Origin of the sequence: Ralstonia sp. 24A2 (assembly GCF_051783885.1) — a bacterium.
Taxonomy (GTDB): domain Bacteria; phylum Pseudomonadota; class Gammaproteobacteria; order Burkholderiales; family Burkholderiaceae; genus Ralstonia.
Window position 1 is genome coordinate 354,732 of sequence record NZ_JBPVZD010000001.1, and the last position, 21,207, is coordinate 375,938.

A 21,207-nucleotide genomic window follows, 5' to 3' on the forward strand; every position below is an offset into this window, starting at 1 on the left:
TGGCCGCCTGAGCGCGCTGCTTATTTCGGTTGCATGCGGATGGCACCATCCAGGCGGATGGTCTCGCCATTGAGCATCGGGTTCTCGACGATGGCGCGCGCGAGCTGCGCATACTCCGCCGGCTTACCGAGGCGCGGCGGGAACGGCACCATCTTGCCCAGCGCATCCTGCACCTCGGGTGGCATGCCCAGCAGCATCGGCGTCTCAAAGATGCCCGGTGCAATCGTCATCACGCGGATGCCGTCGCGCGACAGGTCACGCGCGATCGCCAGCGTCATCGCGACCACGCCGCCCTTGGACGCCGCATAGGCCGCCTGGCCGATCTGCCCATCAAACGCCGCCACCGACGCCGTGTTGATGATCACACCGCGCTCGCCGCCCGCGTTGGGCGTGTTGCCGGCCATGGCCGTCGCGGCCAGGCGGATCATGTTGAATGTGCCGATCAGGTTGATGTTGATCACGCGCGCGAACTGGTCCAGCGGATGCGGCCCCGTCTTGCCCACCGTGCGCGAAGCCGTGGCGATGCCTGCGCAGTTCACCAGCCCACGCAGCGTACCGAGCGACGTGGCGGCGTCGACCACGGCTTGCCCGTCGGCTTCCGATGCGACATCGCAGCGCACGAAGCGTCCGCCCAACTCCTGTGCCAGCGCCGTGCCGGCCGCCTCGTTCAGGTCCGCAATCACCACCTTGCCGCCGGCCTCTGCCAGCGTGCGTGCCGTGCCGGCGCCCAGTCCCGACGCGCCGCCGGTGACGATGAATACCTGGTCGCGAATCTCCATGCCGTGTCTCCTTGTGTGTGGTCTGTGCGTTACTTGACGTTTACGTTCGCGTCAACTTAAGCGTCATATGGTAGCGCGAAGCGGCCGGCGATCGCGCAAAAAAAACGGCGCCTCGTTCATGAGGCGCCGTCTTTATGGGCGGGTCGGTGGGGTACGGTCAGTCCTGCAGTGCACCGAACGCGCGCGCGGTAATTTCATCCACATTGCCGACGCCGCTGATCTTGCGGTACTTCGGCGGCGCTACCTTGGCGGTGTCGTTGCCGTTGGTAGCCCACTGCGAGTAGTAATCCACCAGCGGACGCGTCTGATTTTCATACACGTCCAGGCGCTTGCGCACGGTCTCTTCCTTGTCGTCGTCGCGCTGGATGAGGGGCTCGCCGGTTTCGTCGTCCACGCCTTCCGTCTTGGGCGGGTTGTATTTGACGTGGTACGTGCGGCCCGAGGCCACGTGTACGCGACGGCCGCTCATGCGCTCGATGATGGCGTCGAACGGCACGTCGATTTCCAGCACATAGTCGATCGCCACGGCGGCGTCCTTCATCGCTTCGGCTTGCGGGATGGTGCGCGGGAAGCCGTCGAACAGGTAGCCGTTCTTGCAGTCAGGCTGCTGCAGGCGGTCCTTCACCAGGCCGATGATGATGTCGTCCGACACCAGGCCGCCGGCATCCATGACCTTCTTGGCTTCGATACCCAGCGGGGTGCCGGCCTTGACGGCGGCGCGCAGCATGTCGCCGGTGGAGATCTGCGGAATACCGAACTTCTCGCAGATGAATTTTGCTTGCGTACCTTTGCCGGCGCCGGGCGCGCCCAACAGAATCAACCGCATGGTGACGAGTTCCTCAAGTTTTCGAATCTTGTCGCGCTCTCTGGCAGCGTGAAGCGCGTTGGGAATCGGTCCGAGAGGGCGGATTCCCAAAACGCCTTAATGCGTGCCTTGTCGACGCAAACAGGCAGCCTAGCTGGCGAAGTTGACGCCAGCCTTACCGGGACACTGGGGATCCGGTACCCGCCGGACGGCGGCACCGAGGGCTCGATTTGTCTCCCTGTTGTCGCTGCGGTGCCTTGCGTGGGCGCCAGCATGCGACTTGTCGTCCTCGCGATTATGCCACGCCAGCGCCGGGGTTTCGGCGTGGTGGCTGCAAGTTCCGCGAAATCTATGCTTCAGGGGCCATCCTGGGCTAGCAATTCGCTCCAGGCGGCGCGCACGCGGGCGAGGTCTTCCGGCGTGTCGACACCGGCGGCAGGGGCGTCGTCGGTGGTGAGCACGGCGATGCGCTCGCCGTGCCACATGGCGCGCAACTGCTCGAGCTGCTCGGTTTGTTCGAGCGGTGCGGCGGCCAGTTGCGGGAAGCGGCGCAGGAAGCCGGCGCGATAGGCGTAGATGCCGATATGGCGCAGCACCGGCATGGCGGGCAGCGGGCGCTCGGCGGCGGGTTGCGCGAGCACGGTGGGCGTCCAGGTGTCACGCGCCCAGGGCAGCGGCGCGCGCGAGAACAGCAGCGCGCGCTCGGCAGCGTCCAGCACGACCTTGACGATGTTCGGGTTGAACACGTCAGCCGCGTCGTGGATCGGGTGCGCGGCGGTGGCGATGGCGCAGTCCGGGTGGTCGCGCAGGTGGGCGGCCACGTTGTCGATCAGCGTCGGGGCGATCAGCGGTTCATCGCCTTGCACGTTGACGACGATGGCGTCGTCAGGCAGGCCCAGCACAGTGGCCACTTCGGCCAGGCGGTCGGTGCCGGAGGCGTGATCGGCGCGCGTGAGTACGGCTTCCACGTGATGCTGCATGCAGGCGTCGGCCACGGACGCCGCATCGGTGGCGACCACCACGCGCGCGGCCGACGACTGGTGCGCACGCTCAGCCACGCGCACCACCATCGGCTTGCCGCCGATGTCGGCCAGCGGCTTGTTGGGCAATCGCGTGGAAGCCAGCCGCGCGGGAATGACGGCGATGAACGGTGCGTGCGACATGGCGGGTGGCCTTCGCGTCAGGCCGGATCGACCGGCGTGCCTTCCACGGTCTGGCGGGCCTCGTCAGCCAGCATGACGGGGATGCCGTCGCGGATCGGGTAGGCCAGCTTGTCGACGTGGCAGATCAGTTCATTGTTGGCGCGGTCGTGTTGCAGCGTACCCTTGCACAGCGGGCAGACGAGGATTTCCAGCAGGCGATTGTCCATGGCGGTAGAGGCTCCGGGGCGGCCATACAGAGCAAGGTGGCGCGCCAGTCAGGCAGATGAGGCGGATGACGTTATTTTGCGCCGGCTTTGGCGGTTGCGCGATCGGCCAGGGCGCGCACGCGCTGGCAGACTTGTTCGACCAGCGCCGCGTCGACCACCGGTGTGGTTGGCACCACCCAGATGCGCGGATCGTCGAGATGGCCGCATTTTACGGCATCCTTTTCGGTGATCAGGATCACCTCGGCGTGGCTGTCGGCGAACGGGTTGCTCGCGAAGTCATAGTGGTCGGGCAGCGGCAGGGTGCTGGGCTTGAGGCCCTCGGCGCGCAGCGAGGCGAAGAAGCGCTCGGGGTTGCCGATGCCGGCGGCGGCCAGCAGTTGCTCGCCCTCCACGCGCGCGAACTGGGCGAGCGGGCGGCGCAGCGCCGGGTCGGCCAGGTTGTAGGCGTCCTGCAGCGCGAGGTGCATGCCGAAGATGTTCGGGCGGTCAGGTGTGGCGCGGTAGTTCGGGTCGTTGATGAGCGTGGCGTCACGCTTGCGCGTCATCGGTTCGCGCAGGGGGCCGGCGGGCAGCAGGAAGCCGTTGCCGCCCATGCGCGTGTCGAACACGATGATCTCGATGTCGCGGCGCAGGCGATAGTGCTGCAGGCCGTCATCGCAAACGATGACGTTGCAGCCTGGGTGCGAGGCCAGCAGGGTTTGCGCGCACAGCACGCGGTCGGGGAAGACCCACACCGGCAGATCGGTGGCGCGGGCGATGAGCAATGGCTCGTCGCCGACGTCTTCTGCGCGGGAATGCTCGCGCACCGGACGCGGGTGCTTGAGTTCGACGCCGTAGCCGCGCGAGACGATACCCGGGCGCAGACCGGCATCCGCAAGCGCAGATGCCAGCGCAATCACGGCGGGCGTCTTGCCCGCACCACCCACGGTGACGTTGCCGATCACCACCACCGGCATTGGCAGGCGCACCGAGCGCAGCCAACCCCAGCGGAACAGCAGCCGGCGCAGCGCGCTGATGGCCCCGAATAGCCACGACAACGGTCGCATCAGCCACGCAAACCAGCCCCGTTGCTGCCATTGGCGGGTGACGAAGCTGGCGAGGCGGTGCTGGGCGACGGGCATGCGCAGGCGGTGGAGGTGGGGTGTCGGTTTAGTGGGCGGCGTTGCCGGTTTGTGTCGCGAAGGTCAGGTGCGAGAGGCCAGCCACGCGGGCGGCTTCCATCACGTTCACCACAGCCTGGTGCGCGGCCTGCGCATCGGCATTGACGACGACGATGGGCTCGCGGCCGCCGGCCTTGTCCGCCGCTGTGTGCAGGGCATCGGCCAGGCTGGTCACGTCGCGCGTGTCGAGCACCTGCTTATCGACGGAGTAAACGCCGTTGGCAGTGACGGACACGACGATCTGGCCCGGGCGCTCGGTCGCCTTCTCGGCGTCGGCGGTCGGCAGGTTGACCTTCAGTTCGGTGTAGCGGGAATACGTGGTCGTGATCATCAGGAAGATGAGGATCACGAGCAACACGTCGATCAGCGGGATCAGGTTGATCTCCGGCTCTTCGCGGGCGTGGCGCGGGCGGAAGCGCATGGCGTTCTCAGGAATGCGTTGCCCGGATCAGCCGCGCCGCGGCGGCAGGATCGCGTCGAGGTACATGGTCGACAGGTGTTCCAGCTCGGCCACGTAGTTGTCGACCACGCCACGGAAGTAGCGCCAGAAGATCAGCGTCGGGATGGCTACGACCAGGCCCAACGCCGTGTTGTACAGGGCGACGGAGATACCGTGCGCCAGGGTTTGCGGGTTGGTGCCCGCAGCGGTCTGGCTGCCGAAGATTTCGATCATGCCGACCACGGTGCCGAACAGGCCCATCAGCGGTGCCACCGAGGCGATCGTGCCGAGCGCGTTCAGATAGCGCTCCAGGCGATGGGCGACGTTCTGGCCGGCTTCTTCCACCACTTCCTTGGCGGCGTCGCGCGTGGTGTTGGGGTGCAGCACCACATGGCGTAGTGCAGCAGCCAGCAGGCGGCCCAGCGGCGAACCCTGCTCCAGCGTATTCACCACTTCCGGTGTGGCCTTGCGTTGATGCGCGACGGCCAGCGCCTCGTCATACACCTTGGACGGAATGATCTTCTTGCGCTGCAAGGCGACGAAGCGTTCGATGATGAGCGCGAGGGCGAGCACCGAAGCAATCAACAGCGGCCAAATCGGCCAGCCGGCGGCTTGAATGATGGAAAACACTGGACAACCCGTTTTGTCGTTGTGGAAGGATGTGATTCGAGGTGCGTTGACGACGCCCCCTGATTGCCGTTCATGCCGTCCGCGTCCCCGAACGCGGTCCGTTGCGGCAAAAACAGGCGCCACTCTAGCGCGTCAGACCTGCCTCGGCAACACGATGGCGCACCGTAGCGACAGGCGTCTCCGGCAGTCAAAGGGTCGTCACAGAATTCAGTGCGCGCACAATCCACAACGACGCGGGACAGTCTTGTGGACGGGTTGTGGACATTGCCGGAACAAGCAAGCTAAGTGCTTGATGTGTAAGGGAGTTCGGTGCACTGCTTAAAAAGTATGCAATGGACATTTCTGGGGGCAATCCATGCGCAAAACGGCTGACTCCCCCTGAAACCGGTAGGTAATCCACACTGCTGCGGGACAGTTTTGTGGACGGGTTGTGGACATTCCCCGAACAAGCACGTTAAGTGCTTGATATATAAGGGGTGGCGATGTTGTGCTTAAAAAATGTGCAGACGGGGTTTCTGTGCAGATTTGGGGAAAAAGCCGAATGCCGCTCGCAAAACCTGCGGGAAATCCACACCGACACGGGACAGTCTTGTGGATGGGTTGTGGACATTGCCCGGACAAGCACCTTAAGTGACTGATTCAAAAGGGTGTTCGGTGTTGCGCTTAAAAAATGGGCAGCGGGGTTATCCACGGAGAAATGGGGGTACGGGCCCCGAACGCGTGAGAATTGGTGGCCGATTTATCCACTGCCTAGGCGTCACATCCTGGTTTTCCAGCGCTGCTGTGGATAACTTTGTGAACATCCTCGGGAGCCATGCGCTAAATGCTTGACGCAGAACGAAATTACTTGCGCTGCTGAATTTTTGACACGAGTGGATTTATCATAAGAATCAACAGGTTGCGTGAAAATGCAGAGAGCGCGTCACGTAACGTCTGTCAAGCTTGACAAGGGCGTTATGCTGTGGACAGGTAGCCCGGCTGACGCAGTATCTCTCCCTCATTCAAGGTAGAAGTCGCCCCGGAGCCCCATCGCATTGCGCCGCCACGACCACTTATGACCACGCCGCCGTCTTCCCGCCGACCTTTCTGGATGGATGCTCCCGCCCCAGCCGCGAGTGCACCACAGGCCACCCAAGCGGCGCCGACGCCATCCTCACCTGCTCGGGGCGGGCAGGACGTGCTGACCGTCAGCGAGGTCAACCGGCGAATTGCCGGGTTGCTTGAACGTAACTTTCCGCTGGGCTGGGTGCGTGGCGAGATCTCCAACTTCACGCGTGCGGCCAGCGGCCACTGGTATTTCTCGCTCAAGGACGCCGGCGCGCAAATCCGCTGCGTGATGTTCAAGGGCCGTAACCAGTACGCCGATTTCACCCCGCGCGAAGGCGAGGCCGTCGAAGTGCGCGCATTGGTCACGATGTACGAGGCGCGCGGCGAGCTGCAACTGAGCGTCGAGGGCATCCGCCGTGCCGGCCTGGGCAATCTGTACGAAGCCTTCCTGCGGCTGAAAGCCGCGCTGGAAGCGCAGGGCTTGTTTGAGCCGGAACGCAAGCGACCACTGCCGCGGCATCCACGTGCAATTGGTGTGGTGACGTCATTGCAGGCGGCGGCTTTGCGCGACGTGCTGACCACGTTGCGCCGGCGCGCGCCGCATGTGCCGGTCATCGTCTATCCGGTGCCGGTGCAGGGTGTTGGCGCCTCCGAGCGCATTGCTGCCATGCTCGATATGGTCAATGCCCGGGCAGAAGTCGATGTCGTCATCCTGTGCCGAGGCGGCGGCAGCATTGAAGACCTGTGGGCCTTCAACGAAGAGCCGGTTGCACGTGCCGTGGCCGCTTCGGAGATTCCCATCGTGGCGGGCGTCGGGCATGAAACCGACGTGACCATCGTCGATTTCGTGGCCGATGTGCGCGCACCCACGCCCACCGGTGCCGCAGAACTTGTCAGCCCGGACCGCGCCCGCATGCTGCGCGACGTGGGGCGTGACTGGGATGCGCTGTCCGCGCAGTTTCGCCGCCAGCTTGACCGCCGCGCCCAGACTGTCGATTGGCTCGCGCGCCGCTTGCGCAGCCCGCAGGCGCAGATGCGCGAGCGCCGCACGCAACTGTCGCATCTGGAAGGGCGCCTGCGTTTTGCCCTGACCGGTCGCGTGCAGCGTGCCGAGCACGTGCAGCGCCTGCTCTCCATGCGCCTGACGGCGGCCCGCCCGGATGTCACCCGCCAGCGCATTGTGCTGCAACAGGCGGAGGCCGCGCTGGCACGCGCCATGCGTGACACGCTGGCCCGGTCGCAGGAGCGCCTGGCGCGCCAGCACACCGGCCTGGAGCTGCTCGCACCTCAGCGCACGCTGGAACGCGGCTACGCGGTGCTGCTCGACGCGAAGGGGCACGCGATCCGCGATCCAAACGCGCTGCATGCCCGGGCACGTATCGAGGCGCGGCTGGCGCAGGGCACGGTCGACATCGAGATCGCCCAGGTGCAGCCCAAGCTCGATATGTGACCAGCGCATGTCCACATAGCGGCAATTGCTGCGATTCCGCACATGTTTCGCGGGTATTCCGACTATTTGGCACGCCGTTTGCGCCGGTTTTGCAACTCTCCTACAATCGTCGCTCCCAACCCACGAACCCACAGAAGGGAAGAACAATGGCCCACACGCTCCCCCCGCTGCCGTACGCACTCGACGCCCTGGCGCCGACCATCTCCAAGGAAACGCTGGAGTTCCACTACGGCAAGCATCACCAGACCTACGTCACGAACCTGAACAACCTGATCCCGGGTACCGAGTTCGAGAACCTGAGCCTGGAAGACATCGTCAAGAAGTCCTCGGGCGGTGTGTTCAACAACGCCGCTCAGGTGTGGAACCACACGTTCTACTGGAACGGCCTGAAGCCGAACGGCGGCGGCGCTCCGACCGGCGCACTGGCTGACGCCATCAACGCCAAGTGGGGCAGCTTCGACAAGTTCAAGGAAGAGTTCACCAAGACGGCCGTTGGCACGTTTGGTTCGGGCTGGGCTTGGCTGGTGAAGAAGGCCGACGGCTCGCTGGACCTGGTGTCCACCTCGAACGCCGCCACGCCGCTCACGACGGATGCCAAGCCGCTGCTGACCTGCGACGTGTGGGAACACGCTTACTACATCGACTACCGCAACGCTCGTCCGAAGTACGTCGAAGCGTTCTGGACCCTGGTCAACTGGGACTTCGTCGCAGCGAACTTCGCCTAAAGCGAAACCGAGCAAGCGCAGTACCAAGAAAAAACCTCCGCATTTGCGGAGGTTTTTTTATGCGCGCACGCTGCCCAGCATGTCGTGCAGTTCGTGACTCATCATCGCCAGGAAGACGACCAGGCCGATGTAATACACGGTGTAGGTCAGACGAGATTCGTTGGAGATGCTGTAGTACGCGCGGTTTTCCGGGGCATCCGGATCGTAGCGCCATGCCTTCATCAATTGCGGCAGGGCCAGCACCGCGATCAGGATCAGGATCGGGCTTGGCCGCCACATGAACAGCGCCACCAGCACGGGCACCCCCAGAAACCAGATGCGTGGCGACAGTACCGCCGTGATGCGCCCGCCGTCAAACGGCGACATCGGGATCAGGTTGAACAGGTTCAGGAAGCAACCGGCGTAGGCCAATGCCAGCAGCAATTGGCTGTCGGTATAGCGCGCGAGACCATAGCAGAGCATGGCCCCAACGGTGCCCGCAACGGGGCCTGCCAAGCCGATGTACGCCTCGGTCTCGACATCCATCGGCTGCTCTTTGAGGTCGATCCACGCGCCCACGAACGGGATGAAGGTGGGCGCGCCCACTGCCAGCCCACGCTGACGCGCAGCCATGAAGTGCCCCATCTCGTGGATGAACAGCAGCACCACGAAGCCCACCGCATAGCGCCAGCCAAACGCAAAGGCATACACCACCACCGACAGCAGCATCGTGCCGCCGGTGGTCAGCAGCTTGCCGAACTTCAGCCCAGAGAACAGCAGGATCAGCAGCTTGGTCATGGTGTGTTTGCCTGCGGGATCAGGCGCTCGGCTTGCGCTTGAAGAACTTGGCAATCACCGCGCCAAAGCCCGCCACGGCCAGGATCGCCACCTTGGCGAACTTGGCCAGGAATGCGGCAATCACGGCAAACAGGCCCAGCTTTTTGACGGCAATGCCACCCACTAGCGCGGCCAGACCGTACTCGGCGATCTTGTCTGTCTTCGAATTGAAATCGGCATAGCGCTTGCCGTCCTTGAAATCGAGATCGGCCAGCAGCTTCTGCACGGCGGGCTTGTCGGCGTCGACGTGATCGCTCGCGGTGATCAGGTTCAGGCTGATGTAGCCGTCGCGGCCCAGCGCGTAGGTGTTGTAGTTGACCGAGCCCGGATCGTTGGCAGGCTGGCCTTTGGAGCGCGCAGCCATCGACCAGATCAGGCGGTGCGTGGCGGCGTCATAGTGCGGGCGCTCAACCCAGCCCTGGATTTCCAGCGCGGGGATGCCGCGCTTTTCGCGCTCTTCGTTGGCGGCGGCGGTGCCTTCCTTGAGCGACTTGAACAGGTCGTCGACGTTCCAGTCCTTTGCGTCGTCGTCTTTGATGTAGCCGGAGGCCTCGTACTTGGCGACGACCATCCACTCATCGTCGTCGCTGGTGGGCATGACCAGGCCGAGCATGTCGGGGTTGTTGCTGTTGCCCATGGCATGCATGAGCTGGCCGGCAGCGGGCTGTGGAATAAAAACCTCGTTCGCGCCGATCTTGAGCGTGGCCTGGTCACGCAGTTCGATCGACGTGGGGCCGACCTTCGCAGCGGCCTTGGCGGCGGCCCAGGCCTGCTTCATTTCCTGTTCTGGATTGCTGGCCTGTTGCGCGTGGGCTGCCGTGGTACCCATCAAGCCCATCGTCGATGCGCAGGCGAGCGCGCTCGCCCAGGCGCGCAGTGCGCCCTGAAACCCCATTCCCATGTGCTTCTCCTGAAGACGTTTTCGTGTATTCGTTGGCTCGTTTCTTCTATCGCTTTGGCGGCCGCTAAGCGGCTTGCAAGCTGGGGCGAAGCATAGCGGGAGCGGGGAGCAGGGCTGTTAACGCGCGTTAATGAAGCCGTGTGGATTACGGTTGAAGCCCCATCTGCCGCAGCAGCGTCTGGTTGTCTTCCAGGTGCCAGTTCTCGGCGATCTTGCCGTCGGCAATCCGATACAGGTCGAAGGCCTGGAAGTCGATCGGCTGATTCTGCCCGTGCGTGCGGCCGAATTCACCGGTGAAGTGCCCGCGAAAGCGCAGGTGAACCGAAACGCGATCCCCCGCGACGACCATGTCTTCGACCTGCACGCGCATGTCGGGCACGGCCGTGCGGAATGCCGCGGACGCGTCGAGCGGGCCTTGCGGGCCCTGCGCCCGACCGGCGGGCAGCGTGCGGTCGACAAACTCGGGCGACAGTGCGGCCGTGGCGTAGCGCGCATCGCCGGTATGCCAGAAGGTGGCGTAGCGGCGCGCGGCCAGTACGGCAGCGGCGGCTTGCGGTGTGTCGGGTGCCGCCACGTGGTCGGCGCGGATCAGATCGGCATCGGCCTGGGCGGCAAGGGTAGCGGGGGTGGCTGTGACGGCGGTCGACAGCGTGAGTGCGATAGCAGCAAGTAGGGCGGGGCGGGTAAGCATGGTGAACTCCGTTTGGGTGGCGATGCGCTGCACTGTAGATTTCCAATCGGAGACGATAAAGGGCGTATGAATCGATCTGGTTTCAATCCAAATTTGATGATCGATTGCCAAGCCGGTTGCCCGCACGAACGCAATGCAGCGCACGTGATAGTCGATATGCGACGCCTGACGGCGTTCAAACGGTCCGCGCCGCGCCGGGTTTTTCTAGACTGCCCCTTCATCGAACAGACACATACAAAACAGGGAGGGGAACGATGGACCTGAGCCACATCCTGTCGCGCACCGAGCGCGGCACGCAGGAGCTGCAGACGCGCAGCGGACATGTCACGCACCGCCAGCGCGCGATTCTGCTGCTGATCAACGGCGAGCGCTCGGCGGCGGAAATCCTGGCGCAACTGAGCAGCGCCGGCCCCGACATGGAAGACCTTGTGCGCCTGATTGCCGACGGTTACGTCTCAAGCCGTGCACCGGTGAAGGCGGTGCCAAAGCCCAAGGCTCCGCCAAAGCCGACACCGGCCACGCAGGTTGCTGCGCGCCACGTACGGCAGGCCTCGATTGCCGACTGGCGCCTGAGCCAGGCAGGCGCGTTCTCGGCCTTGCAGCGCTACCTTGCCGAAGGTCCGGAAGCGCCGCTCGACTTTCTCAACGGCTTGGCCGCACCGCTGTACGCCGCGTTGACCACCTGCCGCAGCGAGGCATCCGCCCACGCTGTTGTCGCGTTCCTGGAGGCGCGCTTGGACGAAGAGGGTTGGAATGTGACCGATGCGTCCTAGGTGTAAATACTGAATTCGGGTATTTTTCCCGTTCAATGGGAATCGTGCGTTGATGATTTGAGAAAACAGTCGCATTCTCCGTCGCATTCCACGCCACGGAGCTGTTGCGATGACCGAGCCGCGTTTGGCACATGCGCCAGCACAACCCGCCGCCGCGACCAGCGGTTCGGACCGTGTGCTGATGGTGCTCGCCACCATCGCGCGCCATGGTCGCCCGGTCGCGGCGCGTGAGTTGGTCGAGTTGACCGGCCTGCCGCAGAGCACGCTGTACCGCCAGGTGGCGATGCTCAAGCGCTGGGGCTTCGTGCTCGAATCGTCCGGCACCTATGCGCCGGGGCCGATCAGTCTGCAACTCGCACTCGGCTTCGATCACGCTTCGCACCTCGTGCAGGAGGCGCGTATCGGCATGGCCAAATTGGTGGCCGAGTCGGGCGAGTCGGTCGGGCTGGTGGTGGCCGTCAAGGACCAGGCCGTGTGCCTGGAGATGGTCGAGAGCCAGCAATCGCTGCGCTGCTCGTTCGAGAAGGGGCGCGGTGTGCCGCTGCTGGCCGGCGCCTCGGCCAAATCGTTGCTCGCGTTCATGCCGCCTGCTGCGGCGCGCGCCATCCTCGCTGACTTGCTGGCCATCGATCCGGACCAGCAAGCGCAATTGCAATCCGAACTCGCTGAGATCCGCGCCGCCGGTTATGCGCTGTCCGAAGGTGAAGTCGACCCCGGCGTCTGGGGCGTAAGTGCGCCGGTGTTCCGGATGCCCGGTCACGCGCTCGGCTCCATCACGCTGATGGCACCCGCCACGCGCGTGCGCGGCAAGGAACAGCGCCTGATCGACATGACCGTGGCTGCCGCTGCGTCCATCTCGGCGAGGCTGCAGGACATCTGAATCTTCGAATCGCTCGAATTGTTTTTCTCACCCCACATGCACATTAGGAGACCACTCATGGGGAATCGCCGTCGTTTTATGCTGGCTTGTGCCGTGGCGTTGTCCGCTGCGGCGTCCTTCGCCACCGCTGCGCACGCCGCTGGCGAGCCGCTGCGCGTGGCCACCGATGCCACCTTCGCGCCGATGGAATTTGTCGAAAACGGCAAGCGCACCGGCTTTGATGTGGACCTGATCGAAGCGCTGGCCCGCACCATGGGCCGCCCGGTCGAGTGGACCGACATCGATTTCAAGGGTCTCGTGCCGGGCCTGATCTCGCGCCGCTTTGACGTGGCCATCTCGGGCATCTACATCACCGAGGAGCGCAAGAAGGTGGTGGACTTCACGGTGCCGTACTACCACGGCGGCCTGGTAGCGCTGGTCAAGCAGGGCAACACGGCCGTCAAGGCCCCGGCTGACCTGAATGGCAAGAAGGTGAGCGTGCAGGTGGGCACCAAGTCGGTCAACTACCTGCGCGAGAACTACCCGAAGGTCGAGCGCGTGGAAGTCGAGAAGAACGAGCAGATGTTCAACCTCGTTGAGATCGGCCGTGCCGACGCGGCTGTCACCGGCCGTCCCGCAGCCGCGTACTACGCGAAGATGCGTCCGGGCCTGCGCCTGGTCGAGCCGGCGCTGACCACCGAGGAATACGGCATCGCGGTGCGTCGCGATCAGCCCGAGTTGACCAAGGCGTTGAACGCCGCGCTCGAGAAGATCAAGGCTGACGGCACGTACGACCAGATCCTCAAGAAGTGGTTTGGCGCTGCTGCCAAGTAACGACGACTGGACACGCCTGGGTTTATTCACATATGGAACTGGATTTCTCTCCTGTCTGGGCCGGTTGGACGGACATCCTCCACGGTGCGCTTGTCACCGTGGAGGTGACGGCCGCCGCGCTGGTGCTCGGCTGCGTGCTGGGTTTGCTGGTCGGCATCGGGCGGCTGAACCCGCGCCGGCGCTTCATCTACGGCATCTGCACGGTGTACGTGACGTTCATTCGTGGCACGCCGCTGCTGGTGCAGCTCTTCCTGCTGTTCTTTGGGCTGCCGCAGTTCGACATCCTGCTGCCGGCTTTCGTGTGCGGTGTGCTGGGGCTGGGCGTGTATTCGGGCGCCTATGTGTCGGAGATCGTGCGTGGTGCGATCCAATCGGTGGATCGTGGCCAGATGGAGGCGGCGCGCTCGATCGGCATGTCATCGGCACAGTCGATGCGCGCGATCATCCTGCCGCAGGCCGTGGTGCGGATGATCCCGCCGCTGGGCAACGAGTTCATCGCGCTGATCAAGAACTCGGCGCTGGTCTCGCTGCTTACGATTCACGACCTGATGCACGAAGGGCAGAAGATCATCAGCGTGTCGTACCGCTCGCTGGAGGTGTATCTGGCGATTGCGCTGGTGTACCTGGTGCTTACAAGCGCCGCCAGCTATTTGCTGCATCGCCTTGAACGCAACATCCGTGCGGGAGGCATGGTGCAATGAACATGGCAAACGTGACTCCGCAAACTCTGAAATCCGCGCTGGATGTACCCATGATCCAGATCCGCGGTCTCACCAAATCGTATGGCGATCACACGGTGCTCAAGGGCATCGACTTCGAGGTGGATGCCTCGCAGGTGGTGGTCGTGATCGGCCCCAGCGGCTCGGGCAAGAGCACCTTCCTGCGCTGCTGCAACGGGCTGGAAGTGCCGGAAGGCGGCACCATCGATATCTGCGGCAAACGGTTGATCGACAACGGCACGATGCTGCCCGAGAGCGACCTGAACCACCTGCGCCAGCAGGTCGGCATGGTGTTCCAGTCGTTCAACCTGTTCCCGCATCTCTCGGTGCTGCACAACGTCACCATCGGCCCGCGCATGCTGCGCAACAAGTCGAAGAGCGAAGCGGAAGCGGAAGCGCGCGAACTGCTGCAGAAGGTGGGCCTGGCTCACAAGGCCGACGCGATGCCTGCGAGCCTCTCCGGCGGCCAGAAGCAGCGTGTGGCGATTGCCCGTGCGTTGGCGATGCGGCCGAAGGTCATGCTGTTCGACGAGCCGACGTCTGCGCTCGACCCCGAACTCGTCGGGGAGGTGCTGCAGGTGATGAAGCTGCTCGCCAAGGAAGGCATGACGATGCTGGTCGTCACGCACGAGATGGGCTTTGCGCGCGAAGTGGCCGACGTGGTGGTGGTGATGGACGGCGGCGGCATCGTCGAAGCTGGGCCACCGTCGGTCATCTTTGGTGAGCCCAAGGAAGCGCGTACGCGTTCGTTCCTGCAAGCCGTGCTCACGCGCTCATGACGATGACCGAGGTGACGACATTCGATGCTTCCATCTGGCAGGGCCGTGATGACACAGGTGAGCGCGGCGACGTTACGCGACTGTTCCAGGTCGTGCGGCCCGCCTACGCAACGGCGCTCTCCGGTGCGCCTGCCGTGCTCGGCTTTGCGTGCGATGCCGGCGTGCTGCGCAACCACGGTCGTGCGGGTGCCGCGCAGGCTCCGCGTGAGATTCGTCGTGCGTTGGCCAACGTGCCTGCGCACGGTCTTGCGGTGCTCGCTGACGCGGGGGATGTCACTTGCGATGATGGCGATCTGGAAGGTGCACAGGCCGCGCTCGGTGATGCCGTCTTCGATCTGCTCGATGCCGGCGCGCGTCCGGTGGTGCTAGGTGGCGGCCACGAGGTTGCGTTCGGCACCTACCAGGGCCTGCGCAAGCACTGGCAGAAACAGGGCCTGCGCGGGCGTCTGGCCATCGTCAACTTTGATGCGCATTTCGATCTGCGCACGAGCCGCCCCGGCAACTCCGGCACACCCTTCGACCAGATCGCTGAAGACTGTGCCGCGCACGGTATCGATCTGACGTATTGCTGCCTGGGCGTGAGCCGCTTGTCCAACACGCCCGCGCTGTTCGATCGTGCCGATGCGCTGCACGCGCACTACGTGGAAGACACCGATGTGCAGGAGCGCCACCTCGATGCGCGCATGGCCGATCTGGATGCGTGGCTGGCCGATGTCGATCACGTCTACCTGACCATCGACATGGACGTGCTGGCTGCCGCCGTCGCGCCCGGCGTATCTGCGCCCGCCGCCTATGGCATCACGCTGCCGGTGCTCGAAGTGCTCGTGCAGCATGTGTGCGCGACGGGCAAGGTGCGTGTGGCGGACATCGCCGAGACCAACCCCGAATACGACCAGGACCGCCGCACCGTGCGTGTGGCCGCACGCCTGGCGTATCACCTGCTGCGTCGCCAATGAAGCTGATTCCTGCAGACACGATGCGTCGCATGCCGTGGAAGAACGGCGGCGGTGTCACCACCGAAATCGCCATCGCCCCCGAAGGCGCCACGCTCGACACCTTCGACTGGCGCATCAGCACTGCGCAGGTTGACGCTGCGGGGCCGTTTTCGCATTTTGCTGGTATCGATCGCTCGCTAGCGGTGATTGCCGGTGGGCGACTGACGATGCATCGTGCGGATGGCAACGTCGTTTCGCTTGCGCCGGGCGAGGCCCCCACGCGCTTTCCCGGTGAAGTGGACATTCACGCCACGCTCGATGCACCGTTGTCGGACTTCAACGTGATGACGCGCCGCTGCGCCTGGGCGCATCACGCCGAGGCGATCGCGCTGGCCGCTGGTGAGCGTCGGTCGTTGCCGCTCACACATTCACGCATGCAATGGCTGGTCTATTGCGTGCACGGCGTGCTGTCGCTTGATGGCGTTGACGTGCCGCAAGGTGCGGCGGTGTGGCTGGATGCGCCGTCCGGCAGCGATACGCTGGTCGCACGCGTGGGTTCGGTCGGCTATCTGGTCGCGCTCTGGCCGGTTGCGTGAGTTTGCGTTCGGTCAAAAAAGCGACCAAAAGAAAAGGGACCCCGTAGGGTCCCTTGCAAGTCTCCCGGCTCCGTGGAGCTCGGCAGAAGACTCTTACTTCTTCTTGTTCACGGCATCCTTGAAGCCCTTGCCAGCCGTGAACTTCACGGTCTTGGTTGCCGGGATCTTGATGGCTTCGCCGGTGCGCGGGTTGCGGCCAGTGCGTGCAGCACGCTTGCCCGACGAGAACGAACCGAAGCCAACCAGCGTGATGGTGCCGCCCTTGGCGACGGTCTTCTTGATGTTTTCCAGCGCGGAGTTCAGCGCGCGCTCGGCGGCGGCGTTGCTCAGTTCTGCGTCTTTTGCAATGGCGGCTACGAGTTCGGATTTGGTCGTCATGTCAGTTCCCCACATCAGGTTTGTTGGACAGCGTTGTACTGCGACCCGTTTTATATCACCGTTGTGAAGGGTTGCACATCCCCTCCCTGCAAGGCTTTGCGGGCCGTTGCTCGTAACCGACACTTGTCCTGTCTACGTTTGCGGGCAGGACATTCGGGAAACACCTGATATCGACAGGGTTTGTTTGCAATTCCGACAGCCTTGTCCGCACCCGAAATGCACCGAAAGCGCGCAGGCCCGGTGCCGAAAGTCGGCGCGAAAGCCGCCGTACACTGTGTGTTTGCAGCTCATGCAAACCTCAGGGAGAACATCATGTCGAGTTCGCAAACGCCTGTCGCACAAGGCTTCGCGGGCAGCGGCGATGCCGCCGAGCAGCCTCGCGGACCAGCCGTGCTGGTGGCCGGCGCCAACGGATTGGTGGGCCGCGCGGTAGTGCACCGCCTGGTTGCGCAGACGTGGGCCGGCAGCGTGACCGCGCTGGTCCGGCGCCAGGGGGCCTTGACAGCAGGGCCGGCGATGCCCGGCAGGCTGCGCGAGCGCTTGGTCGATTTTGACCGGCTCGACGCGCCAGAAGCGCAATCCGCACTGGCCGCCGACATCGTCATCTGCGCGCTTGGCACGACCATCCGCCAGGCCGGTTCACAGGCGGCATTCCGACGTGTTGATGTTGAATATCCGGCGGAGCTGGCACGGCGTGCGTTTGCCGCGGGTGCGCACCATTTTTTGCTGGTGAGCGCGCTGGGCGCCGATGCGCGTTCCGGCGTTTTTTACAATCGCTGCAAGGGCGAAGTGGAAGCAGAAATTCTGTCGATCGGCTTTCCGTCGGTCACGATCGTGCGGCCGTCGCTGCTGCTCGGCAAGCGCAGCGAATTCCGGTTTGGCGAACGCATTGCACAAAATCTGTCGCACGCAATCGGATGGGCCGTGCCCAAAGCGTGGAGGCCGGTGCCTGCGGAATCGGTGGCGGCGGCGCTGGTGACCGCAGCGCGCGTGGATGCGCCGGGTGTGCGCGTGCTGGAGAACGCCGCGCTACTGGCTGCCAAAGACGAACGGCCGGTGGTTTGAGCCACCGGCCGTTGCCGAGTCGGATACTTTCAGTGGCTTACTTCTCGATCGGCTTGCCTGTGCGATCGTGCATCAGCGACAGCGCAAACACGCTGATGATGGCGGCGACCATCACGTAGTACGACGGTGCCAGCTTGCTGCCCGTGCTGGCGATCAGCCACGTCACGATCAGCGGAGCAAAGCCGCCGAAGATCGTCACTGCCAGGTTGTACGAGATGGACAGGCCGGTCGAGCGCACCGCTGTCGGGAACTGCTCGGCCAGCACCGCCGGCGCGGGGCCCGTGAACGCGGCCAACAGCACACCCAGAATCACCTGCACCTGCAGCAGCGTCTGCACGGTCGGGTTCACGTTCAACCAGTGGAAGAGCGGATACGCAGCGGCGGCAATGACGAGTGCCACCGTCCCCAGCATGCGCTTGCGGCCGATGCGGTCAGACACCGTGCCCATGATCGGGCACAGCACGAAGATGATCGCCCCGCACAGCGCCGTCGACTGGAACGTCGCGCCCAGCGGCAGGCCGAGCTGCTGCTTGGCATACGTCGGCATGTAGAACACCAGCGTGTACGTGCAGACCGTCCACAGGATGGTCACGCCCAGGCCGCCGAGCACTTCGCGCGGATGATCGCGCAGCACCTGCGACAGCGGCGCGAGGCGCGATTCCTTCTCGGCCTTGGCCTTCTGTTCTTCGAATGCCGGCGGCTCATGCAGGTGCGAGCGGATGTACATGCCGACCGGGCCGATCAGCAGGCCGAACAGGAACGGAATGCGCCAGCCCCAGGCATCGATCTGCTCGGGCGACAGACCGTTGGTAACGATCGCGCCCATGGCCGCGCCGAGGATGAACGAGATGCCCTGGCTCGCCTGCTGCCAGCTGGCGAAGTAGCCGCGGCGCTCGTCGGGCGAATACTCGATCAGGAAGGCCGTGGCACCGCCGACTTCACCGCCGGCCGAGAAGCCCTGGATGAGCCGCGCGATCACGATCAGGATCGGCGCGCCGATGCCGATCTGCGAATACGTCGGCGCCAGCCCGATGATGGCCGTGCCGATCGCCATCAGCATGATGGTGAGCGTCAGTGCTGCCTTGCGGCCCACGCGGTCGGCATAGACGCCGAGCACCACCGCCCCGACCGGCCGCATGAAGAACCCCACGCCGAAGGTCGCAACCGTCAGCATGAACGAGGTGAAGTCGTTGCCGGTGGGAAAGAACAGCCGGGCGATGATGACCGCAAAGAAGCTGTAGACCGTAAAGTCGAACCACTCGAGGCCGTTGCCGATGGTGGCGGCGATGATGGCCTTGCGCCGGGTGGATGCGGAGATGGCCGGGGCCGTTGCACGATCGCCCGGAGTGGGCGCTGTCGTGGCTTCGGTGGCTTGCATGGATGTGTCCTCCAATTGTTATGGGCATCGCGCCGCGATCTCTCCCCCGCGCGGCAGCGAAGCGGCCATGGTAAGTGATTCGGCAACGATTGGCTGGGGAGTATCAGAAGTCCTTGGAATTGAACGGGCCAAACATTGTCGAACGCATATGCACATGCATCTCACGGAGCACATCATGGACCCGACTTCGCACCGCGCCCGCCTGGGCGCCATCCTGCCGGGCGCGCTGGTCATATGCGCCGCCGCCTTGCTGAGCGGCTGCGTGGTCGCGCCGTATTACGACGCCTATGGCAATCCGATTGCGCCGGCTGCGGTTGCACCGGCACCGGTCGCCTCGTACCCGGCGTATCCGTATGACCCCTATTACTACTATGGCCCGGCGTACTATCCGGCGCCGGTCTTTGGCAGCGTATGGATCGGTGGCGGCGGATGCTGGGGCTGCCATCGCGGTTGGGGTGGCCGGGGCTGGGGCGGGCGCGGCGGGTGGGGGCATCGTCACTGATCTGTCTATCAATGTGACGAAAACGTAAGCCTGGTGCGGCTTAACGCCAGTTCTGCCGCCAGTTCAATACGCGTGATTGCGTAACGGAATCTGCTGCATCGCGACATACAATCCCTCGCTCTTAAAAGAAGAATGCGAGGAGATTGTCGATGTCCGTCATCATCGTGCTGGCTGCGCTGGCATTTCTGATGTTCGCCGCCTACCGCGGCTATAGCGTCATCCTGTTTGCACCGCTGGCCGCCCTGGGCGCGGTGCTTCTGACCGATCCATCCGCCGTGGCGCCGGTGTTCTCTGGCATCTTCATGGAGAAGATGGTCGGCTTCGTCAAACTGTACTTCCCGGTGTTCCTGCTCGGTGCTGTGTTCGGCAAGGTGATCGAGCTGTCGGGCTTTTCGCGCTCGATCGTCGCATCGGTCATTCGCGTGGTGGGTGCCAAGCGCGCGATGCTGTCCATCGTGCTGGTGTGCGCGCTGCTGACGTACGGCGGCGTGTCGCTGTTCGTGGTGGTGTTTGCGGTGTACCCGTTTGCGGCGGAGATGTTCCGCCAGGGCAACATCCCCAAGCGCCTGATCCCGGGCACGATCGCGCTGGGCGCGTTCTCGTTCACGATGGATTCATTGCCGGGCACGCCGCAGATCCAGAACATCATCCCGACCACGTTCTTCCACACCACCTCGTGGGCCGCACCGTGGCTGGGTACGATCGGCGCGCTGTTCATCATCGTGGTGGGCATGGCCTATCTGGAGTGGCGCCGCCGCGTGGCGCTGCGCAATGGTCACGGCTATGACCACGGCCTGACCAAGCTGGTGAACGAGCCGGAAACGGTCGAGACCGGCACGCTCGCGCACCCGCTGATCGCGCTGTCGCCGCTGGTGCTGGTGGGCGTGATGAACCTGTTGTTCACGCGCTGGATTCCGACGTGGTACGGCAAGGTCGTGACCGTTGCGCTGCCGGGCCTGCCCAAGCCGCTGACGGTGGAAGCCGACAAGCTGACGGCGATCTGGGCCGTGGAAGCGGCGCTGCTGATTGGCATCATCGTGGTGCTGGTGTTCGGCTTCCGCGCCGTGAAGGGGCGCTTCGCCGAAGGCAGCAAGGCGGCCGTGTCTGGTGCACTGCTGGCAGCAATGAATACTGCATCGGAATATGGCTTTGGCGGCGTGATCGCAGCGCTGCCGGGCTTTCTGGTGCTGGCCGATGGGCTGCGTGCGATCCCGAACCCGCTCGTCAATGAAGCCGTGACGGTGAGCACGCTGGCCGGCATCACCGGTTCCGCATCGGGCGGCATGAGCATTGCGCTGGCGGCGATGGCCGATCAGTTCGTGCAGGCTGCACAGGCGACCGGCATTCCGATGGAGGTGCTGCACCGCGTGGCATCGATGGCTTCGGGTGGCATGGATACACTGCCGCACAACGGCGCCGTGATCACGTTGCTGGCCGTCACGGGCCTCACGCACCGCGAGGCGTATCGCGATGTGTTCTGCGTGACGATCATCAAGACGCTGGCCGTGTTCTTCGTGATTGCGGTGTTCTACGCGACCGGCATCGTCTGATTGTCTAGTCGTCGCGGAAAAGAAAAA

General features: G+C 64.3%; 24 protein-coding genes. 12 read left to right on the plus strand and 12 right to left on the minus strand.

Annotated features, from left to right (window positions below; genetic code table 11):
- Positions 1-20: 20 nt before the first annotated feature.
- From ACS13N_RS01590 to ACS13N_RS01620, 7 genes are all read right to left on the minus strand, one after another.
- Positions 21-779, minus strand: coding sequence for a 3-hydroxyacyl-CoA dehydrogenase (locus ACS13N_RS01590; protein WP_438930046.1), 759 nt, complete (start codon positions 777-779; stop codon positions 21-23).
- A 157-nt stretch (positions 780-936) separates the two neighbouring features.
- The gene (gene adk / locus ACS13N_RS01595; RefSeq protein ID WP_438930047.1) at positions 937-1,605 is read right to left on the minus strand and encodes an adenylate kinase; all 669 of its coding nucleotides are present in this window, start codon (positions 1,603-1,605) and stop codon (positions 937-939) included.
- 335 nt (positions 1,606-1,940) lie between these two features.
- Positions 1,941-2,747, minus strand: a complete 807-nt coding sequence (kdsB, locus tag ACS13N_RS01600) for a 3-deoxy-manno-octulosonate cytidylyltransferase (RefSeq protein ID WP_438930048.1) — start codon at positions 2,745-2,747, stop codon at positions 1,941-1,943.
- Between the two features lie 17 nt (positions 2,748-2,764).
- On the minus strand, positions 2,765-2,953 hold the full coding sequence (locus tag ACS13N_RS01605) for a Trm112 family protein (protein WP_004631803.1): 189 nt from the start codon (positions 2,951-2,953) through the stop codon (positions 2,765-2,767).
- A gap of 71 nt (positions 2,954-3,024) precedes the next feature.
- Positions 3,025-4,074 carry a tetraacyldisaccharide 4'-kinase gene (gene lpxK, locus ACS13N_RS01610; RefSeq protein WP_438930049.1) on the minus strand — a complete coding sequence of 350 codons (1,050 nt, stop codon included), beginning with the start codon at positions 4,072-4,074 and terminating at the stop codon, positions 3,025-3,027.
- Positions 4,075-4,102: 28 nt separating this feature from the next.
- A complete protein-coding gene (locus ACS13N_RS01615; protein ID WP_438930050.1) occupies positions 4,103-4,534 on the minus strand; it encodes an ExbD/TolR family protein in 432 nt (143 codons plus the stop codon).
- Between the two features lie 27 nt (positions 4,535-4,561).
- Positions 4,562-5,182, minus strand: coding sequence for a MotA/TolQ/ExbB proton channel family protein (locus tag ACS13N_RS01620; RefSeq protein ID WP_039600120.1), 621 nt, complete (start codon positions 5,180-5,182; stop codon positions 4,562-4,564).
- A gap of 1,090 nt (positions 5,183-6,272) precedes the next feature.
- Here ACS13N_RS01620 and xseA point away from each other — a divergent pair.
- Together xseA and sodB are read left to right on the plus strand one after the other, a co-directional pair.
- The gene (gene xseA, locus ACS13N_RS01625; protein ID WP_438930051.1) at positions 6,273-7,679 is read left to right on the plus strand and encodes an exodeoxyribonuclease VII large subunit; all 1,407 of its coding nucleotides are present in this window, start codon (positions 6,273-6,275) and stop codon (positions 7,677-7,679) included.
- 146 nt (positions 7,680-7,825) lie between these two features.
- The gene (gene sodB, locus ACS13N_RS01630; protein WP_039600121.1) at positions 7,826-8,404 is read left to right on the plus strand and encodes a superoxide dismutase [Fe]; all 579 of its coding nucleotides are present in this window, start codon (positions 7,826-7,828) and stop codon (positions 8,402-8,404) included.
- Between the two features lie 57 nt (positions 8,405-8,461).
- On the opposite strand, the gene ACS13N_RS01635 is transcribed toward sodB, so the two are convergent.
- The 3 genes from ACS13N_RS01635 to ACS13N_RS01645 form a co-directional block, all read right to left on the minus strand.
- A complete protein-coding gene (locus ACS13N_RS01635; RefSeq protein ID WP_438930052.1) occupies positions 8,462-9,181 on the minus strand; it encodes a site-2 protease family protein in 720 nt (239 codons plus the stop codon).
- A gap of 19 nt (positions 9,182-9,200) precedes the next feature.
- Positions 9,201-10,121: a DUF2167 domain-containing protein gene (locus ACS13N_RS01640; RefSeq protein ID WP_438930053.1), complete on the minus strand. Its 921-nt coding sequence runs from the start codon at positions 10,119-10,121 to the stop codon at positions 9,201-9,203.
- Between the two features lie 145 nt (positions 10,122-10,266).
- The gene (locus ACS13N_RS01645; RefSeq protein ID WP_438930054.1) at positions 10,267-10,812 is read right to left on the minus strand and encodes an ester cyclase; all 546 of its coding nucleotides are present in this window, start codon (positions 10,810-10,812) and stop codon (positions 10,267-10,269) included.
- Positions 10,813-11,066: 254 nt separating this feature from the next.
- Here ACS13N_RS01645 and ACS13N_RS01650 point away from each other — a divergent pair, with 254 nt between their 5' ends.
- From ACS13N_RS01650 to ACS13N_RS01680, 7 genes are all read left to right on the plus strand, one after another.
- The gene (locus ACS13N_RS01650) at positions 11,067-11,585 is read left to right on the plus strand and encodes a hypothetical protein (protein ID WP_438930055.1); all 519 of its coding nucleotides are present in this window, start codon (positions 11,067-11,069) and stop codon (positions 11,583-11,585) included.
- 109 nt (positions 11,586-11,694) lie between these two features.
- A complete protein-coding gene (locus ACS13N_RS01655; RefSeq protein ID WP_438930056.1) occupies positions 11,695-12,465 on the plus strand; it encodes an IclR family transcriptional regulator in 771 nt (256 codons plus the stop codon).
- A 57-nt stretch (positions 12,466-12,522) separates the two neighbouring features.
- The gene (locus ACS13N_RS01660) at positions 12,523-13,278 is read left to right on the plus strand and encodes a glutamine ABC transporter substrate-binding protein (RefSeq protein ID WP_438930057.1); all 756 of its coding nucleotides are present in this window, start codon (positions 12,523-12,525) and stop codon (positions 13,276-13,278) included.
- Positions 13,279-13,310: 32 nt separating this feature from the next.
- A complete protein-coding gene (locus tag ACS13N_RS01665; protein ID WP_438930058.1) occupies positions 13,311-13,979 on the plus strand; it encodes an amino acid ABC transporter permease in 669 nt (222 codons plus the stop codon).
- Positions 13,976-14,776, plus strand: coding sequence for an amino acid ABC transporter ATP-binding protein (locus tag ACS13N_RS01670; RefSeq protein WP_438930059.1), 801 nt, complete (start codon positions 13,976-13,978; stop codon positions 14,774-14,776). Before ACS13N_RS01665 ends, ACS13N_RS01670 begins: the two co-directional genes overlap by 4 nt.
- Positions 14,777-14,778: 2 nt before the next feature.
- Positions 14,779-15,732 carry a formimidoylglutamase gene (gene hutG / locus ACS13N_RS01675; RefSeq protein WP_438930589.1) on the plus strand — a complete coding sequence of 318 codons (954 nt, stop codon included), beginning with the start codon at positions 14,779-14,781 and terminating at the stop codon, positions 15,730-15,732.
- Positions 15,729-16,307 carry a HutD/Ves family protein gene (locus tag ACS13N_RS01680; protein ID WP_438930060.1) on the plus strand — a complete coding sequence of 193 codons (579 nt, stop codon included), beginning with the start codon at positions 15,729-15,731 and terminating at the stop codon, positions 16,305-16,307. The genes hutG and ACS13N_RS01680 overlap by 4 nt, the downstream gene beginning before the upstream one ends.
- 93 nt (positions 16,308-16,400) lie before the next feature.
- Here the strand turns inward: ACS13N_RS01680 and ACS13N_RS01685 are convergent, their stop codons facing one another.
- Positions 16,401-16,685: an HU family DNA-binding protein gene (locus ACS13N_RS01685; protein ID WP_003272088.1), complete on the minus strand. Its 285-nt coding sequence runs from the start codon at positions 16,683-16,685 to the stop codon at positions 16,401-16,403.
- 312 nt (positions 16,686-16,997) lie between these two features.
- On the opposite strand from ACS13N_RS01685, the gene ACS13N_RS01690 reads away from it, so the two are divergent.
- Entirely contained in the window at positions 16,998-17,750 is a 753-nt protein-coding gene (locus tag ACS13N_RS01690) for an oxidoreductase (protein ID WP_438930061.1), read from the plus strand.
- Between the two features lie 37 nt (positions 17,751-17,787).
- On the opposite strand, the gene ACS13N_RS01695 is transcribed toward ACS13N_RS01690, so the two are convergent.
- The gene (locus tag ACS13N_RS01695; RefSeq protein WP_438930062.1) at positions 17,788-19,128 is read right to left on the minus strand and encodes an MFS transporter; all 1,341 of its coding nucleotides are present in this window, start codon (positions 19,126-19,128) and stop codon (positions 17,788-17,790) included.
- A gap of 175 nt (positions 19,129-19,303) precedes the next feature.
- Here ACS13N_RS01695 and ACS13N_RS01700 point away from each other — a divergent pair, with 175 nt between their 5' ends.
- Together ACS13N_RS01700 and ACS13N_RS01705 are read left to right on the plus strand one after the other, a co-directional pair.
- Positions 19,304-19,630 carry a hypothetical protein gene (locus ACS13N_RS01700; protein WP_438930063.1) on the plus strand — a complete coding sequence of 109 codons (327 nt, stop codon included), beginning with the start codon at positions 19,304-19,306 and terminating at the stop codon, positions 19,628-19,630.
- Between the two features lie 149 nt (positions 19,631-19,779).
- Positions 19,780-21,180 carry a GntP family permease gene (locus ACS13N_RS01705; protein ID WP_438930064.1) on the plus strand — a complete coding sequence of 467 codons (1,401 nt, stop codon included), beginning with the start codon at positions 19,780-19,782 and terminating at the stop codon, positions 21,178-21,180.
- The last annotated feature ends 27 nt before the right edge of the window (positions 21,181-21,207 follow it).

What these genes read in the sequence shown, in the direction of transcription:
- ACS13N_RS01590 (WP_438930046.1), bottom strand. Translation starts at nt 779, where the DNA reads ATGGAGATTCGCGACCAGGTATTCATCGTCACCGGCGGCGCGTCGGGA.
- adk (WP_438930047.1), bottom strand. Translation starts at nt 1,605, where the DNA reads ATGCGGTTGATTCTGTTGGGCGCGCCCGGCGCCGGCAAAGGTACGCAA.
- kdsB (WP_438930048.1), bottom strand. Translation starts at nt 2,747, where the DNA reads ATGTCGCACGCACCGTTCATCGCCGTCATTCCCGCGCGGCTGGCTTCC.
- ACS13N_RS01605 (WP_004631803.1), bottom strand. Translation starts at nt 2,953, where the DNA reads ATGGACAATCGCCTGCTGGAAATCCTCGTCTGCCCGCTGTGCAAGGGT.
- lpxK (WP_438930049.1), bottom strand. Translation starts at nt 4,074, where the DNA reads ATGCCCGTCGCCCAGCACCGCCTCGCCAGCTTCGTCACCCGCCAATGG.
- ACS13N_RS01615 (WP_438930050.1), bottom strand. Translation starts at nt 4,534, where the DNA reads ATGCGCTTCCGCCCGCGCCACGCCCGCGAAGAGCCGGAGATCAACCTG.
- xseA (WP_438930051.1), top strand. Translation starts at nt 6,273, where the DNA reads ATGGATGCTCCCGCCCCAGCCGCGAGTGCACCACAGGCCACCCAAGCG.
- sodB (WP_039600121.1), top strand. Translation starts at nt 7,826, where the DNA reads ATGGCCCACACGCTCCCCCCGCTGCCGTACGCACTCGACGCCCTGGCG.
- ACS13N_RS01635 (WP_438930052.1), bottom strand. Translation starts at nt 9,181, where the DNA reads ATGACCAAGCTGCTGATCCTGCTGTTCTCTGGGCTGAAGTTCGGCAAG.
- ACS13N_RS01640 (WP_438930053.1), bottom strand. Translation starts at nt 10,121, where the DNA reads ATGGGAATGGGGTTTCAGGGCGCACTGCGCGCCTGGGCGAGCGCGCTC.
- ACS13N_RS01645 (WP_438930054.1), bottom strand. Translation starts at nt 10,812, where the DNA reads ATGCTTACCCGCCCCGCCCTACTTGCTGCTATCGCACTCACGCTGTCG.
- ACS13N_RS01650 (WP_438930055.1), top strand. Translation starts at nt 11,067, where the DNA reads ATGGACCTGAGCCACATCCTGTCGCGCACCGAGCGCGGCACGCAGGAG.
- ACS13N_RS01655 (WP_438930056.1), top strand. Translation starts at nt 11,695, where the DNA reads ATGACCGAGCCGCGTTTGGCACATGCGCCAGCACAACCCGCCGCCGCG.
- ACS13N_RS01660 (WP_438930057.1), top strand. Translation starts at nt 12,523, where the DNA reads ATGGGGAATCGCCGTCGTTTTATGCTGGCTTGTGCCGTGGCGTTGTCC.
- ACS13N_RS01665 (WP_438930058.1), top strand. Translation starts at nt 13,311, where the DNA reads ATGGAACTGGATTTCTCTCCTGTCTGGGCCGGTTGGACGGACATCCTC.
- ACS13N_RS01670 (WP_438930059.1), top strand. Translation starts at nt 13,976, where the DNA reads ATGAACATGGCAAACGTGACTCCGCAAACTCTGAAATCCGCGCTGGAT.
- hutG (WP_438930589.1), top strand. Translation starts at nt 14,779, where the DNA reads ATGACCGAGGTGACGACATTCGATGCTTCCATCTGGCAGGGCCGTGAT.
- ACS13N_RS01680 (WP_438930060.1), top strand. Translation starts at nt 15,729, where the DNA reads ATGAAGCTGATTCCTGCAGACACGATGCGTCGCATGCCGTGGAAGAAC.
- ACS13N_RS01685 (WP_003272088.1), bottom strand. Translation starts at nt 16,685, where the DNA reads ATGACGACCAAATCCGAACTCGTAGCCGCCATTGCAAAAGACGCAGAA.
- ACS13N_RS01690 (WP_438930061.1), top strand. Translation starts at nt 16,998, where the DNA reads ATGTCGAGTTCGCAAACGCCTGTCGCACAAGGCTTCGCGGGCAGCGGC.
- ACS13N_RS01695 (WP_438930062.1), bottom strand. Translation starts at nt 19,128, where the DNA reads ATGCAAGCCACCGAAGCCACGACAGCGCCCACTCCGGGCGATCGTGCA.
- ACS13N_RS01700 (WP_438930063.1), top strand. Translation starts at nt 19,304, where the DNA reads ATGGACCCGACTTCGCACCGCGCCCGCCTGGGCGCCATCCTGCCGGGC.
- ACS13N_RS01705 (WP_438930064.1), top strand. Translation starts at nt 19,780, where the DNA reads ATGTCCGTCATCATCGTGCTGGCTGCGCTGGCATTTCTGATGTTCGCC.